This is a genomic window from Methylobacterium sp. BI1, assembly GCF_056680125.1.
Genome location: NZ_CM155267.1, coordinates 3,979,771 through 3,992,654 on the forward strand (window position 1 = coordinate 3,979,771; position 12,884 = coordinate 3,992,654).

At 68.9% G+C, this 12,884-nt stretch carries 9 protein-coding genes; 6 read left to right on the plus strand and 3 right to left on the minus strand.

Translation table 11 applies throughout. From position 1 onward, the window contains the following. The first annotated feature begins 3 nt into the window (after positions 1–3). The 6 genes from AC1MGR_RS18805 (at position 4) to AC1MGR_RS18830 (ending at position 7,361) form a co-directional block, all read left to right on the plus strand. On the plus strand, positions 4–2,229 hold the full coding sequence (locus AC1MGR_RS18805) for a glycosyltransferase family 2 protein (RefSeq protein ID WP_480232539.1): 2,226 nt from the start codon (positions 4–6) through the stop codon (positions 2,227–2,229). Positions 2,230–2,329: 100 nt separating this feature from the next. After that, positions 2,330–3,652: an SLC13 family permease gene (locus tag AC1MGR_RS18810; RefSeq protein ID WP_480232540.1), complete on the plus strand. Its 1,323-nt coding sequence runs from the start codon at positions 2,330–2,332 to the stop codon at positions 3,650–3,652. 165 nt (positions 3,653–3,817) lie between these two features. After that, positions 3,818–4,219, plus strand: coding sequence for a succinate dehydrogenase, cytochrome b556 subunit (gene sdhC / locus AC1MGR_RS18815; RefSeq protein ID WP_480232541.1), 402 nt, complete (start codon positions 3,818–3,820; stop codon positions 4,217–4,219). 12 nt (positions 4,220–4,231) lie between these two features. Next, complete coding sequence (gene sdhD / locus AC1MGR_RS18820) at positions 4,232–4,645, plus strand: succinate dehydrogenase, hydrophobic membrane anchor protein (protein WP_480232542.1); 414 nt, start codon at positions 4,232–4,234, stop codon at positions 4,643–4,645. 29 nt (positions 4,646–4,674) lie between these two features. Then, entirely contained in the window at positions 4,675–6,495 is a 1,821-nt protein-coding gene (sdhA, locus tag AC1MGR_RS18825) for a succinate dehydrogenase flavoprotein subunit (protein WP_480232543.1), read from the plus strand. A 62-nt stretch (positions 6,496–6,557) separates the two neighbouring features. After that, positions 6,558–7,361 carry a succinate dehydrogenase iron-sulfur subunit gene (locus AC1MGR_RS18830; protein ID WP_055952937.1) on the plus strand — a complete coding sequence of 268 codons (804 nt, stop codon included), beginning with the start codon at positions 6,558–6,560 and terminating at the stop codon, positions 7,359–7,361. A gap of 165 nt (positions 7,362–7,526) precedes the next feature. On the opposite strand, the gene AC1MGR_RS18835 is transcribed toward AC1MGR_RS18830, so the two are convergent. The 3 genes from AC1MGR_RS18835 to AC1MGR_RS18845 form a co-directional block, all read right to left on the minus strand. Then, positions 7,527–10,691, minus strand: a complete 3,165-nt coding sequence (locus AC1MGR_RS18835; protein WP_108034336.1) for a multidrug efflux RND transporter permease subunit — start codon at positions 10,689–10,691, stop codon at positions 7,527–7,529. A 3-nt stretch (positions 10,692–10,694) separates the two neighbouring features. Beyond that, positions 10,695–12,059, minus strand: coding sequence for an efflux RND transporter periplasmic adaptor subunit (locus AC1MGR_RS18840; protein ID WP_480232544.1), 1,365 nt, complete (start codon positions 12,057–12,059; stop codon positions 10,695–10,697). Between the two features lie 330 nt (positions 12,060–12,389). Then, positions 12,390–12,821, minus strand: a complete 432-nt coding sequence (locus AC1MGR_RS18845) for a hypothetical protein (RefSeq protein WP_480232545.1) — start codon at positions 12,819–12,821, stop codon at positions 12,390–12,392. Between the last annotated feature and the right edge of the window lie 63 nt (positions 12,822–12,884).

Here is a 12,884-nt window from a genome sequence, read left to right on the forward strand (position 1 = left end):
GGTTTGCCGCGCACCCTACGCTGTCGTCTCGACGCCGCCAGCCAGATCGAAGCGGAGGGGACGCCCGGCACGTGGCGCGCGACCGGGTCGGACCCGTATTTCCGCCTCTGGCCGCCGGAGGGACGCCGGCGCCATCGCGGCGGCTGGGTCCGTCTCCGCGCCGACCTCACCGCCCTCGACCGCACGAAACTCGTCCCGATCCTCTACGTCGATGACGGCAAGGGGTTTCGCGAGACGCTGACGATTCCGCTGGAGGCCGATGCCGACGGCATCGACAACCTCGTGCACCTGCCGCGCCGGGTTCGGGGCCTGCGCCTCGATCCGATGAGCGGCGCCGGGCGCTTCCGCCTGCGCGACGTCTCCCTGACCTATCTCGGCGCCCTCGGCGCGATCGCGGAAACCGCCCGCCGCGGCGTGCAGGCGCTGCCCGAGGCGGAGCGCACGCCGGAGCGCCTGTTCGCGCGCATCCGGGACGCCTGGCGCGAGAAGGGCGTCGCCGAACTCTGGCGCGACTTCCGGGCGAGCGCCCGGCCGCGCCCGGTGCCGGCCTCCTACACCGCCTGGATCGACGCGGTGGAGACGCCCGCCCGCCTCAGCGTCGCGGCGATGCGCGCCGAGATCGACGGCTTTCGCCTGCGCCCCCGCATCTCCATCGTCATGCCGGTCTACAACACCCCCCGGCGCTGGCTGGAAGCCGCCATCGCGTCCGTGCAGGCCCAGGCCTATCCCGACTGGGAGCTCTGCCTCTGCGACGACAACTCGACGGACCCGCAGATCTGGCCCCTTCTCAAGGCCTGCGCGGCGGCCGACCCGCGCATCAAGCTCCACCGCCGCACCACCAACGGGCGCATCTCGGCCGCCTCGAACGACGCCATGGCGCTGGCGACCGGCCGCTACATGACCCTGATGGACCACGACGACGCGATTCCCGAGAACGCGCTCTACGAGTTCGTCCGCATCCTCAACGCCGACGAGACGGTCGACTTCATCTATTCGGACGAGGACAAGATCTCGATTGACGGAGTGCGCTACGAGCCGTTCTTCAAGCCGGACTGGTCGCCCGAAGCCCTCGAATCCTGCATGTATACGGCGCATCTGGCGCTCTACCGCATGGACATCGTCCAACGGATCGGGGGCTTCCGCGACGCGTGCAACGGGGCGCAGGATTACGACTTCGCCCTGCGCTACACCGAGCATGTCCGCAACGTCGTCCACGTGCCGAAGGTGCTCTACCACTGGCGCGCGATCCCGGGCTCCACGGCCCAGACCATGGACAACAAGGACTACGTCATCGCCGCGGCGATCCGCGGCCTGGAGGACCGGGCCCGGCGCACCGGCGCGCTCGACTTCGCCCGCCCGAGCGCCTTCAAGGGCTGCTTCGAGATGCGACGCACGCTGACCGAGCGCCCCCGCGTCTCCATCGTGATCCCCACCGCCGGGCGCGACAGCACGGTCGGCGGGCGGACCGTGGACCTCCTGGCTGCCTGCCTCGACAGCGTCGCGGCGGCGAGCACCTATCGCGACATCGAGTTCGTTGTGGTCGACAACGGCGACCTGCGCCCCGGCACCGAGGCGGCCCTGGCCCGCCACGGCGCCCGGCGCGTGACCTGGTCCGAGCCGGTCTTCAACGTGGCCGCCAAGATGAATCTCGGCGCGGGCGCGGCGACCGGTTCGGTGCTGGTCTTCCTCAACGACGACATCGCCGTCATCACCCCCGACTGGATCGAGGCGATGCTGGCCCAGCTGCAGATCCCCGGCGTCGGCGCCGTCGGCCCGAAACTCCTGTTCGAGACCGGCGAGATCCAGCATGCCGGCGTCTCGATCGTGGACGCCACCCCCGACCATGTCCGGCGCGGCTATCCCGGCGACGATCCCGGACACTTCTTCTCCACCGTCGGCAGCCGCAACTACCTGGCGGTCACCGGCGCCTGCGTGATGGTGCGGCGTGCGGACTTCGAGGCCATCGGCGGCTTCGACGCGGGCTTCGCGGTGAATTACAACGACGTCGATCTGTGTCTCCGCCTGCGCGAGCGCGGCCTGCGCAGCGTCTACTGCGCCCAGGCCACCCTCTACCACTACGAGAGTCGCAACCGGGCGCGAACCGTCGATCCGCTCGAACACCAGCGTTTTCGCGATCGCTGGGCGGCGAAGCTCCCCCGGGATCCCTACTACGCCGAGTGGTTCGAGGCGCTGCCCCCGACCTTCGAACTCGACCCGGCGCGCTTCTGAGCTTTCGTGAACCGCGAAGGCTGGATCGGCAAACTCCGAATTGCGAACGGCTCCAAGGTAGGATCATTGTCCCGCCGGAATCGACGGGACGGATCGAGGCATGCCGGCAGGGGCGTTCATGGGCGGGGAGGCGACGGTCGCGGTGACCGGGCTCCTGCTCGTGCTCTGCATGGGCCTCTGGGCCAGCGGCTTGATCGCCGAGATCGTCACCGCGATGCTGTTCTTCGCCGGGGCGATGCTGTTCCACCTCGCGCCCCCCGCGACGGTGTTCTCGGGTTTCGCCTCCTCGGCCTTCTGGCTGGTCCTGAGCGGGATGGTGGTGGGCCTCGCCATGACGCGTTCGGGCCTCGGCGACCGCCTGGCACGAAGCCTGTCGGGTCATCTCTCCGCTTCCTACCCGGCCTTCATCGCCGGCATCGTCGCCCTGTCCTTCGCCGTCGCCTTCGTGATGCCGTCCAATCTCGGACGGATCGCCCTGCTGGTCCCGGTCGTGCTCGCCCTCTGCGACGCCTTCGGTCTCGCGCGTGGGCGCCCGGGGCGGCACGGGGCGGTCCTGGCGGTGGGGCTGGCCACGCCGCTGCTCTCGGCCGCGATCCTGCCCGCCAACGTGCCGAACCTTGTGATGGCCGGCACCGCGGAGACGCAGTACGGCCTCCACATCGCCTACCTGCCCTACCTGCTGCTGCACGCGCCGGTGCTGGCCCTGGCGAAGGGCGTCCTGCTCGTCCTGGCGATCCTCTGGCTGTTTCCGGACCGGCTCGACCACGGCGAGAACGGGGCCGCCCTGGTAAAGGAGCCCCTGCGGCCGGAGGCGCGGCGCCTCGCCGTGATCCTCGCCGCCACGCTCGCCCTCTGGGTCACGGACAGCCTGCACCACATCGCACCGGCCTGGGTCGGCCTCGTCGCCGCGATCCTCTGCCTGATGCCCCGCATCGGCGTCCTGCCCGCAGATGCGTTCGGGGCGGTGAACCTGCGCACCTGCTTCTACGTCGCCGCCCTCCTCGGCCTCGTCGCCACCGTGAACGAGACCGGCCTCGGCGCCCGCCTGGGCCATGCCCTCCTGCACGTCGCGCCGCTGACCCCTAGGGCGCCGGGCTACAATTTCGGGATTCTGACAGGTCTCGCGGCGATCCTGACCCTCGCGGTCACCGCCAATGGCGCCCCGGCGCTCTACACGGCGCTGGCCGGCGAGATGGCCCGGGCCAGCGGCCTCGACCTGATGGCCGTGGTGATGATTCAGGTGGTCGGCTACTCGACCCTGTTCCTGCCCTATCAGGCCCCGCCGATCGTGCTCGCAGTCGATCTCGGCAAGGTACCGCTGCGGGCCGCAACCAAGCTGACGCTGACGACTGGGCTCATCTCCCTCCTCGTCGTCGCACCCCTGGATTATCTCTGGTGGCGCACGCTCGGATGGCTGCCATGAGGCGATCGCGACCGAATGACGATTTGGCGCCTGTGTCGCATGTGCGCTGCGGCAAACCGGGGTTGCGCATTGGCGCCTGCCCGCTAGCACTTTAGAGACGATCCAAATTTTTCTTGGCGTCCTGTCAAAAACGGGTGCGCCGCCCAGTCGAGGACCTTCCGCACGATGGCTCCCACCGTCCGTCCCACGGTCGCCCAGCCGCTCTCGCCCCACCTCCAGATCTACCGCTGGACCTGGACCATGGCGATGTCGGTGTTCCACCGCATCACCGGCACCGCGCTCTACGGCGGCTCGGCCCTGGTGGCGATCTGGCTGGTGGCCCTCGCCTCGGGTCCGGGCGCCTACGGCACCGTGTCGTGGTTCTTCGGCTCCATCGTCGGGCGTCTGGTACTGTTCGTCTACACCTGGATCCTGATGCACCACATGCTGGGCGGCCTGCGCCACTTCATCTGGGATCTGGGCTACGGCTTCGACCGCGCCCAGCGCATGGGCCTCGCCCGCGCCACCCTGATCGGCTCCGTCATTCTGACCGTCCTGATCTGGGCGGTCGCCCTGACCCTGCGCTGAGGAGGCCGACCGATGGTCGACAATCGCCAGAACACCAACGTCACCATGCGCACCCCCCGTGCCCGGGTGAAGGGCCTCGGGGCCTCGGGCCACGGCGCGGGCCATTTCTGGATCCAGCGCCTGACCGCCGCGGCGAACGCGCCGCTCATGCTGGCCTTCGTGGTCGTCGTCGCCCTGATGGCGAACCGCCCCTATCCGGAGGCCATCGCGCTGATGTCGCACCCGGTGGTGGCCCTGATCCTGATCCTCGCCGTGATCTCGGTCACGGCCCATATGAGGATCGGTATGCAAGTCATCATCGAGGACTACGTCCACGACAAGACGCTCAAGCTCCTGAGCCTGCTCGCCAACAACTTCTACGCGGTCATCGTCGCCGTCGCCTGCCTGTACGCGATCCTGCGCGTCAGCCTCGGCAAGCTCGTCTGACCCGCACCCCGAACCCGAAGGATCAGCCCATGGCCACCAACGGAACCAACGGCAACGGCGCTCCCGCCTACACGATCAACGACCACACCTTCGACGTGGTGGTGGTGGGTGCGGGCGGCGCCGGCCTGCGCGCCACCGTGGGCTGCTCCCAGGCCGGCCTGCGCACCGCCTGCATCTCGAAGGTGTTCCCCACCCGCTCGCACACCGTGGCGGCGCAGGGCGGCATCTCGGCCTCCCTCGGCAACATGGGCCCGGACGACTGGCGCTGGCACATGTACGACACCGTGAAGGGGTCGGATTGGCTCGGCGACCAGGACGCGATCGAGTACCTCGTGCGCAACGCGCCGGCGGCGGTCTACGAGCTCGAGCACTGGGGCGTGCCGTTCTCCCGCACCGAAGAAGGCAAGATCTACCAGCGTCCGTTCGGCGGCATGACCACCGATTACGGCAAGGGCACCGCGCAGCGGACCTGCGCGGCCGCCGATCGCACCGGCCACGCCATGCTGCACACCCTCTACGGGCAGGCGGTGAAGAACCACACCAACTTCTTCATCGAGTACTTCGCCCTCGATCTCATCATGGACGAGGAGGGCCGCTGCCTGGGCGTCATCGCCATCGATCAGGCCTCGGGCGAAATCCATCGCTTCCGCGCCCAGATGACGATCCTGGCCACCGGCGGCTACGGCCGCTCCTACTTCTCGGCCACCTCGGCCCACACCTGCACCGGCGACGGCAACGCCATGGTGCTGCGCGCCGGCCTGCCCCTGCAGGACATGGAGTTCGTGCAGTTCCACCCCACCGGCATCTACGGCGCCGGCTGCCTCATCACCGAGGGCGCCCGCGGCGAGGGCGGCTACCTGACGAATTCCGAGGGTGAGCGCTTCATGGAGCGCTACGCCCCCTCGGCCAAGGACCTCGCCTCGCGCGACGTGGTCTCCCGCTCCATGACCATGGAGATCCGGGCCGGTCGCGGCGTCGGCAAGTCCAACGACCACATCTACCTGCACCTCGACCACCTAGACCCGGCGATCCTGCACCAGCGCCTCCCCGGCATCTCGGAATCGGCCAAGATCTTCGCCGGCGTCGACGTCACCAAGGAGCCGATCCCGGTGCTGCCGACGGTGCACTACAACATGGGCGGCATCCCGACGAACTATCACGGCGAGGTCCTGACTCTGCGCAACGGTAACCCCGACACGGTGGTGCCGGGCCTGATGGCGCTGGGCGAGGCCGCCTGCGTCTCGGTGCACGGGGCCAACCGCCTCGGCTCGAACTCGCTGATCGACCTCGTGGTGTTCGGCCGGGCCGCAGGCCTGCGCTGCGCCGAGATCGTCGAGCCGGGCGCCCGCCAGATGGAGCTGCCGAAGGACTCCGCCGACAAGGCCCTCGCCCGCCTCGACCGCTTCCGCTACGCCAATGGCGGCACGCCGACGGCGCAGCTGCGCGCCGAGATGCAGAAGACGATGCAGAACAACTGCGCCGTGTTCCGCACCGGCGAGGTGCTGGAAGAGGGCAAGACCCTCATCCACAAGGTCGCCGCCGGCATCCCGGACATCCACGTCAACGACCGCTCGCTGATCTGGAACACCGACCTCCTCGAGACCCTGGAGTTCGACAACCTGATCGGCCAGGCGGTCGTCACCATGGAATCGGCGGCCAACCGCAAGGAAAGCCGCGGCGCCCACGCCCGCGAGGACTTCCCGGACCGCGACGACAAGGAATGGATGAAGCACACCCTCGCCTGGATGGACGACACCTCCAAGCAGGTCAGCATCGATTACCGTCCGGTCCACACCTACACGATGTCGAACGAGATCCAGTACATCGAGCCGAAGGCGCGCGTGTACTGAGGCGACGACCCGCGTCGTTCCCCGGACTGGTTCTCACGAGACGGATTTAGGCACGCCACACCATGGCTCAGTTCAATCTCCCCAAGAACTCCCAGATCACCGAGGGCAAGACCTGGCCTCGGCCCCAGGGGGCGAACAATCTGCAGGAATTCCGGATTTACCGCTGGAATCCCGATGACGGGAAGAACCCGCGCGTCGACGTCTATCAGGTCGACCGGGACGATTGCGGCCCGATGGTCCTCGACGCCTTGCTGTGGATCAAGAGCAAGGTCGACTCGACCCTGGTCTTCCGCCGCTCCTGCCGCGAGGGCATCTGCGGCTCCTGCGCCATGAACATCGAGGGCCAGAACGCGCTGGCCTGCACCATGGGCATCGACGAGTGCCAGGAGCACGCCAAGGGCAAGAAGACCGGGGCGGTGCGGATCTACCCGCTGCCGCACATGCCGGTGCTGAAGGACCTCGTCCCCGACCTGACGAATTTCTTCGCTCAGCACGCGTCGATCGAGCCCTGGCTCCAGACCGAGACGCCCGCCCCCGAGGGCGAGTGGAAGCAGACGCCGGAGGACCGGGCCCAGCTCGACGGCCTCTACGAGTGCATCCTCTGCGCCTGCTGCACCACCTCCTGCCCGAGCTACTGGTGGAACGGCGACCGCTTCCTCGGCCCGGCGGCCCTGCTCCAGGCCTATCGCTGGCTGATCGACAGCCGCGACGAGAACACCGGCGAGCGCCTCGACGCCCTGCATGATCCCTTCCGGCTCTATCGCTGCCACACGATCATGAACTGCGCCAACACCTGCCCGAAGAGCCTGAACCCGGCCAAGGCCATCGCCGAGATCAAGAAGATGATGATCGCCCGCGAGGTCTGAGGCACGGCCGCGGTCGCGGCCGGACACCGACAGGAAGGGGCGCGCGGTCGAATGGACCGCGCGCCCCTTTTTTCATGAACCGGGCAAGTTTGGTGGGCCGGGCGAGCCGGCGCCCGCGGATCGACGATGCGGGGCCCGCCGAACGGAGAGCCCCGCCCTGCCGGCCTACTCGGCCGGAGCGTGATGGGGCACGTGCACCGCGCCGGGCTCCGCCTCGGGCCGGATGCCCTCGGTGGCGTCCTTGCGGCGGAAGAGCCGCATCACCACCACGAAGAACACCGGTACGAACAGCACCGCCAAGATGGTGGCCGAGATCATGCCGCCGAGCACGCCGGTGCCGATCGCCTGCTGGCTCTTCGAGGCGGCGCCCGTGGCGATGGCCAGGGGCACCACGCCGAAGATGAAGGCGAGCGAGGTCATCACGATCGGGCGGAAGCGCAGGGTCGAGGCCTCGATGGTGGCATCGATCAGGGACTTGCCCGGCTTCCACAGGTCCTTGGCGAATTCCACGATCAGGATCGCGTTCTTCGCCGAGAGACCGATGATCGTGATGATGCCGATCTTGAAGTAGACGTCGTTGGGCATGCCGCGCAGGTACACCGCCGCCACGGAGCCGATGACGCCGAGGGGGATGACGAGCAGGACCGAGAACGGGATCGACCAGCTCTCGTAGAGGGCGGCGAGGCAGAGGAACACGATCAGGATCGAGAGGCCGAGCAGCAGCGAGGCCTGGGAGCCCGCCTGCTTCTCCTGCAGCGATTGCCCGGTCCAGGCATAGCCGAAGCCCTTCGGCAATTGCTGCATCAGGCGCTCCATCTCGGCGATCGCATCACCCGAGGTGTAGCCCTCGGCCGGCTCGCCGGTGAAGCGAACCGACTGGTAGCCGTTGAAGCCGACGATCTGGGACGGTCCGACACCCCATTTCAGCTCGGCGAAGGACGACATCGGCACCATCGTGCCCGAGGCGTTCTTCACCCCGTAGTTCAGCAGGTCGGCCGCCTGCATCCGCTGCAGCTGCTCGGCCTGGACGTAGACGCGCTGCATCTTGCCCTGGTTCGGGAAGTCGTTGGTGTAGACCGACCCGAGATTGACCTGGATCGTGGTGTTGATGTCCTCGAACTTCACCCCGAGGGCGGCCGCCTTCTCGCGGTCGATGATGAGCTCCGCCTGCGGCGTCGGGGACAGGCCCTCGATCTTCATCTTCTGCAGGATGGGGCTCTTCTTCGCGAGGGTGAGCAGCTGCGACTCGGCCGCCGTCAGGGCCGAGTAGCCGCGCAGGGCCCGGTCCTGGAGGCGGAACGAGAACCCGGCCGCGTTGCCGAGATTGTCCACCGGCGGCGGCTCCTGCGCGTCGATGATGGCATCGCGGTAACCGGCCAGGGCCGCGTTGGTGTCGGCCACCAGCGCGCTCGCGGAATTGGCGGCGTCGCGCTCGCTCCAGGGCTTCAGGGTGACGAAGGCCTGGCTCAGGTTCGGGCCCTGGCCCGAGAACGAGAAGCCGTTCAGCATGGTCACCGTGGCGACGCCGGGCCGGGTGAGCAGGTAGCGTTCCACCTCGCGGACCGCGGTCTGGGTCCGGTTGAACGAGGCGCCGGGCGGCGTCTGGATGTCGACGGTGAAGAAGCCCTGGTCCTCCACCGGCAGGAAGCCCTCGGGCAGGCGCAGGAAGGCGAAGCCCACCCCGACCAGGAGGGCGAGATAGACCATCATGACCTTGCCGGAGCGCTTGATCAGCCCGGAGACGCCGCGGCCGTAGCGCGCCGTCTCGCGGTCGACGATCCGGTTGAACCAGCCGAAGAAGCCGCCCTTGGCATGGCCGTGGCCCTTCTCGATCGGCTTGAGCAGGGTGGCGCACAGGGCCGGCGTCAGCGACAGGGCGAGCAGCGCCGAGAAGCCGATGGAGGTGACCATCGCGATCGAGAACTGCCGGTAGATGATGCCGACCGACCCGGGGAAGAACGCCATCGGGATGAACACCGCGACGAGCACCAGGGTGATGCCGATGATCGCGCCCGTGATCTGGCTCATCGCCTTGCGGGTGGCCTCCTTCGGCGGAAGGCCCTCCTCGTTCATGATCCGCTCCACGTTCTCGACCACCACGATGGCGTCGTCGACGAGGATGCCGATGGCGAGCACCATGCCGAACATGGTCAGCACGTTGATGGAGAATCCGGCGAGCAGCATCACCGTCACGGTGCCGAGCAGCGCGATCGGGACGACGATGGTCGGGATCAGGGTGTAGCGGATGTTCTGCAGGAACAGGAACATCACGACGAAGACCAGCACCACCGCCTCGACGAGGGTCATCAGGACCTTCTTGATCGAGGCCTGGACCGCCGGGGTGATGTCGTAGGGGATGTCCCACTTCAGGCCGGGCGGGAAGAACTGCGACAGCTCCTCCATCTTGGCGCGGATGGCCTGGGCGGTCTCGAGGGCGTTGCCGTCCGGGGCCAGGGTCACGGAGATGCCCGCCGCCTCGCCGCCGTTGAGGCGGGTCGAGAACTGGTAGGCGTCGCCGCCGAGCTCGATCCGGGACACGTCGCGCAGGCGCACGTTCGAGCCGTCGGAATTCGCCCGCAGCACGATCGCGCCGAAATCCTCGACGGTGTTCAGCTGGCCCTTGACGATGATCGGGGCGAAGACCGGGTGGGTGCTCGGGCTCGGCTGGGCGCCGACCGCACCGGACGCGATCTGGATGTTCTGGTTGCGGATCGCGTCGGTGACGTCCTCGGGCGACAGCGACAGGCCCCGTAGCTTGTCGGGGTCCACCCAGACGCGGAGGCTGCGCTCCGTCGAGTACAGCGTCGCGCGCCCGACGCCGGGCACGCGGCGGATCTCGTTGATGACGTTGCGGATGAGGAAGTCGCCGAGGCCGATCTCGTCCATCTTCCCGTCGGTCGAGACCAGCGTGATGATGTTGAGCGTCGCGGCCGAGGCCTCCTCGACCAGGATGCCCTGCTGGCGGACCTCGGCGGGAAGGCGCGCCTCCACGCGCTTGAGACGGTTCTGCACCTCGACGGAGGCGAGGGCGGGGTCGGTGCCGGGCAGGAAGGTCGCGGTGATGTTGATCGAGCCGAACGAGTCGGTGGTCGACTCGAAGCTCATGATGTTGGCCGCGCCGTTCAGCTCGTCCTCGATGAGCCGGGTCGTGCCGGTGTAGAGGCTTTCCACCGAGGCGCCCGGAAAGGCCGTGGAGAGGGCGATCGAGGGCGGCGCGATCACGGGGTACTGCGCCACCGGCAGCATCGGCAGGGAGAGTACGCCGCCCAGGATGATGAAGAGGGCGACGACCCAGGCGAAGACCGGTCGGTCGATGAAGAAGCGGGCCATGGTTCAGCGCACCTGTGAGACGGGCTTGGCCACACCGGGCTTCTGTGAGTCGGTCTTGCCTGCGTCGGTCTTGGCCGCGTCGGTCTTGGCGGCATCCCCCTTCGCTGCCTCGCCCTTGGCCGCGTCGGCCTTGGGCTGGCCCGGCGTGGCCTCCGCGACGGCATCGGCGGTGTCGGTGTCCCGCGGCTTCGGCTCGTGGTCGAGGGCGGCGGTCTTGGGCTCGATGGTCTTGACCTGCTGGCCGGCGACGATCTTCTGGACGCCCTCGACGACGACGCGGTCGCCCGCCTTGAGGCCGGACCGGATCACCCATTGGTTGTCGACCACCGGGCCGACCTCGACGGGCTGCAGCATCACCTTGCTGTCCTCGCGCACCACCCAGACCTCGGCCTTGCCGTCGCTGGTCCGCTGGATCGCCTGCTGCGGCACCGCCAAGGCGTCGGTGTCGATGCCCTGCTTGATGCGCGCGCGCACGTACATGCCGGGGAAGAGCTCGTCGTGCGGGTTCGGGAACAGCACGCGCAGGGTGACCTGCCCGGTGCTCGGGTCGGCGGTCACGTCGGAGAACAGCAGCTTGCCGGCCGAGCCGTAGAGCGTACCGTCGTCCATGATGAGGTGGACGTTGGCGGTGTCGGCCGAGAGACGCGAGAGCTCGCCGCTGGCGAGGTCGCGGCGCAGCTTGTTCAGCTCGCCCACCGACTGGGTGATGTCGACGTAGATCGGGTCGAGCTGCTGGATGGTGGCGAGGTTGGCGGCGCCGCCCTGCTCCACCAGCGTGCCCTCGGTGAGGAGCGCGCGGCCGATGCGGCCGGAAATGGGCGCGCGGACGTCGGTCCAGCTGAGGTTGAGCTTGGCCCGGTCGCGGGCCGCCTTGGCGCCGGCCACCTCGGCCTCGGCCTGCTTCAGGGCGGCATAGGCGCTGTCGTACTGGGCCTGGCTCGCGGTCTGGCGCGAGAGCAGCTGCTCCAGGCGGTCGGCCTGCTGGCCCGTGAGGACCTGGGCGGCCTCCGTACGGGCGAGCGCGGCTTCGGCGCTCTGCAGCTCGACCTCGAAGGGGGCCGGGTCGATCTTGTACAGGAGGTCGCCTTCCTTCACGAGGCTGCCCTGTTCGAACGTGCGCTTCACGACGAGGCCGGAGACGCGCGAGCGGACTTCGGCGATGCGCAGGGGAGCCACGCGGCCCGGCAGATCCCGGACGTAGGGGATCGGCTGCTCGCGGACGGTCACGATGTTGACCTCGGGGATCGGTCCCGGAACCGGCGCCGCGGCCTGCTGCTTCTGATTGCAGGCCGAGAGTGCGACCAGGACGACGCCCGCGGCGAGCGCGGTCGGCCGGGCCCCGAACAGGCGGTGGTTGTAAGACGTCACGATCGCGTCGCTCCTGCGAGATTCTGGCGGATGGCCCGCGTGGCGGGGCCGGCATCGCCGCGTTCAGGGTCCAGGGCCCCGCCGCTGCGAGCGGTCCGGGCCATGGTAAGCGCCGGGCCATGTCGCATGGCCGGGCACGGTGGGGGCGGTGACAGGTGCGGAGGCGTCGCCCACGCCGCTGCGGCGCGGGTCGCATCGCTCGGACCCGGTCCGAATCGTCCGATGACGATTCCGGAGATGCCCGACAATCTGGGCGTTCCGACGACACAGGTTGTATTCAACGCGAAAAAGTGCGGTCGAATGCCGTGCGCGCCGGAGGGCGACAGACCGTCAGGCCGAGAGGGCGAGCCTGGGAGGACGCTCGAGGGGGGCGACCGCGCGGGTCGCCAGGACCGGCAGGATGCGCGGCAGCGCGAGGCGATCCGCCCGGTGCTTCGTCGCGCCCGGAATCCGTAGGGTCGCGACGCTGCCGTAGCTGTCGTCGAGGTCGACCATCGCGGCCGAGACGCGCAGCGTCGTGTCCCGGTTCTCGGGCAGCGAGGCCTGAGACAGCACCGCCTGGTGGGCGAAGCCGTGCGGGACGTCCCCTGCCATCCGCAGCAGGGGCAGGACGGCGCAGACGAGCAGCAGGAGCGCGAGGAGACCGGACGCCGCCACGCCGACGGCGTGCACGACCGGGCGCGCCGCCGAGGGCGGGGCCGGTGCAGGTACGCGCGAAGCCGCCTGGGCGGCGCGTGCGATATGGACAGCGTTGGGTCTCACCGCTCCGAGTCTGGGGGCAGGCGGGCTTGGCCGCAAGTTCCTGCGGCATTGTGTCAGGTGTCC

Coding starts and splice junctions, on each gene's coding strand:
- AC1MGR_RS18810 (WP_480232540.1), top strand. CDS start 2,330: ATGCCGGCAGGGGCGTTCATGGGCGGGGAGGCGACGGTCGCGGTGACC.
- sdhC (WP_480232541.1), top strand. CDS start 3,818: ATGGCTCCCACCGTCCGTCCCACGGTCGCCCAGCCGCTCTCGCCCCAC.
- sdhD (WP_480232542.1), top strand. CDS start 4,232: ATGGTCGACAATCGCCAGAACACCAACGTCACCATGCGCACCCCCCGT.
- sdhA (WP_480232543.1), top strand. CDS start 4,675: ATGGCCACCAACGGAACCAACGGCAACGGCGCTCCCGCCTACACGATC.
- AC1MGR_RS18830 (WP_055952937.1), top strand. CDS start 6,558: ATGGCTCAGTTCAATCTCCCCAAGAACTCCCAGATCACCGAGGGCAAG.
- AC1MGR_RS18835 (WP_108034336.1), bottom strand. CDS start 10,691: ATGGCCCGCTTCTTCATCGACCGACCGGTCTTCGCCTGGGTCGTCGCC.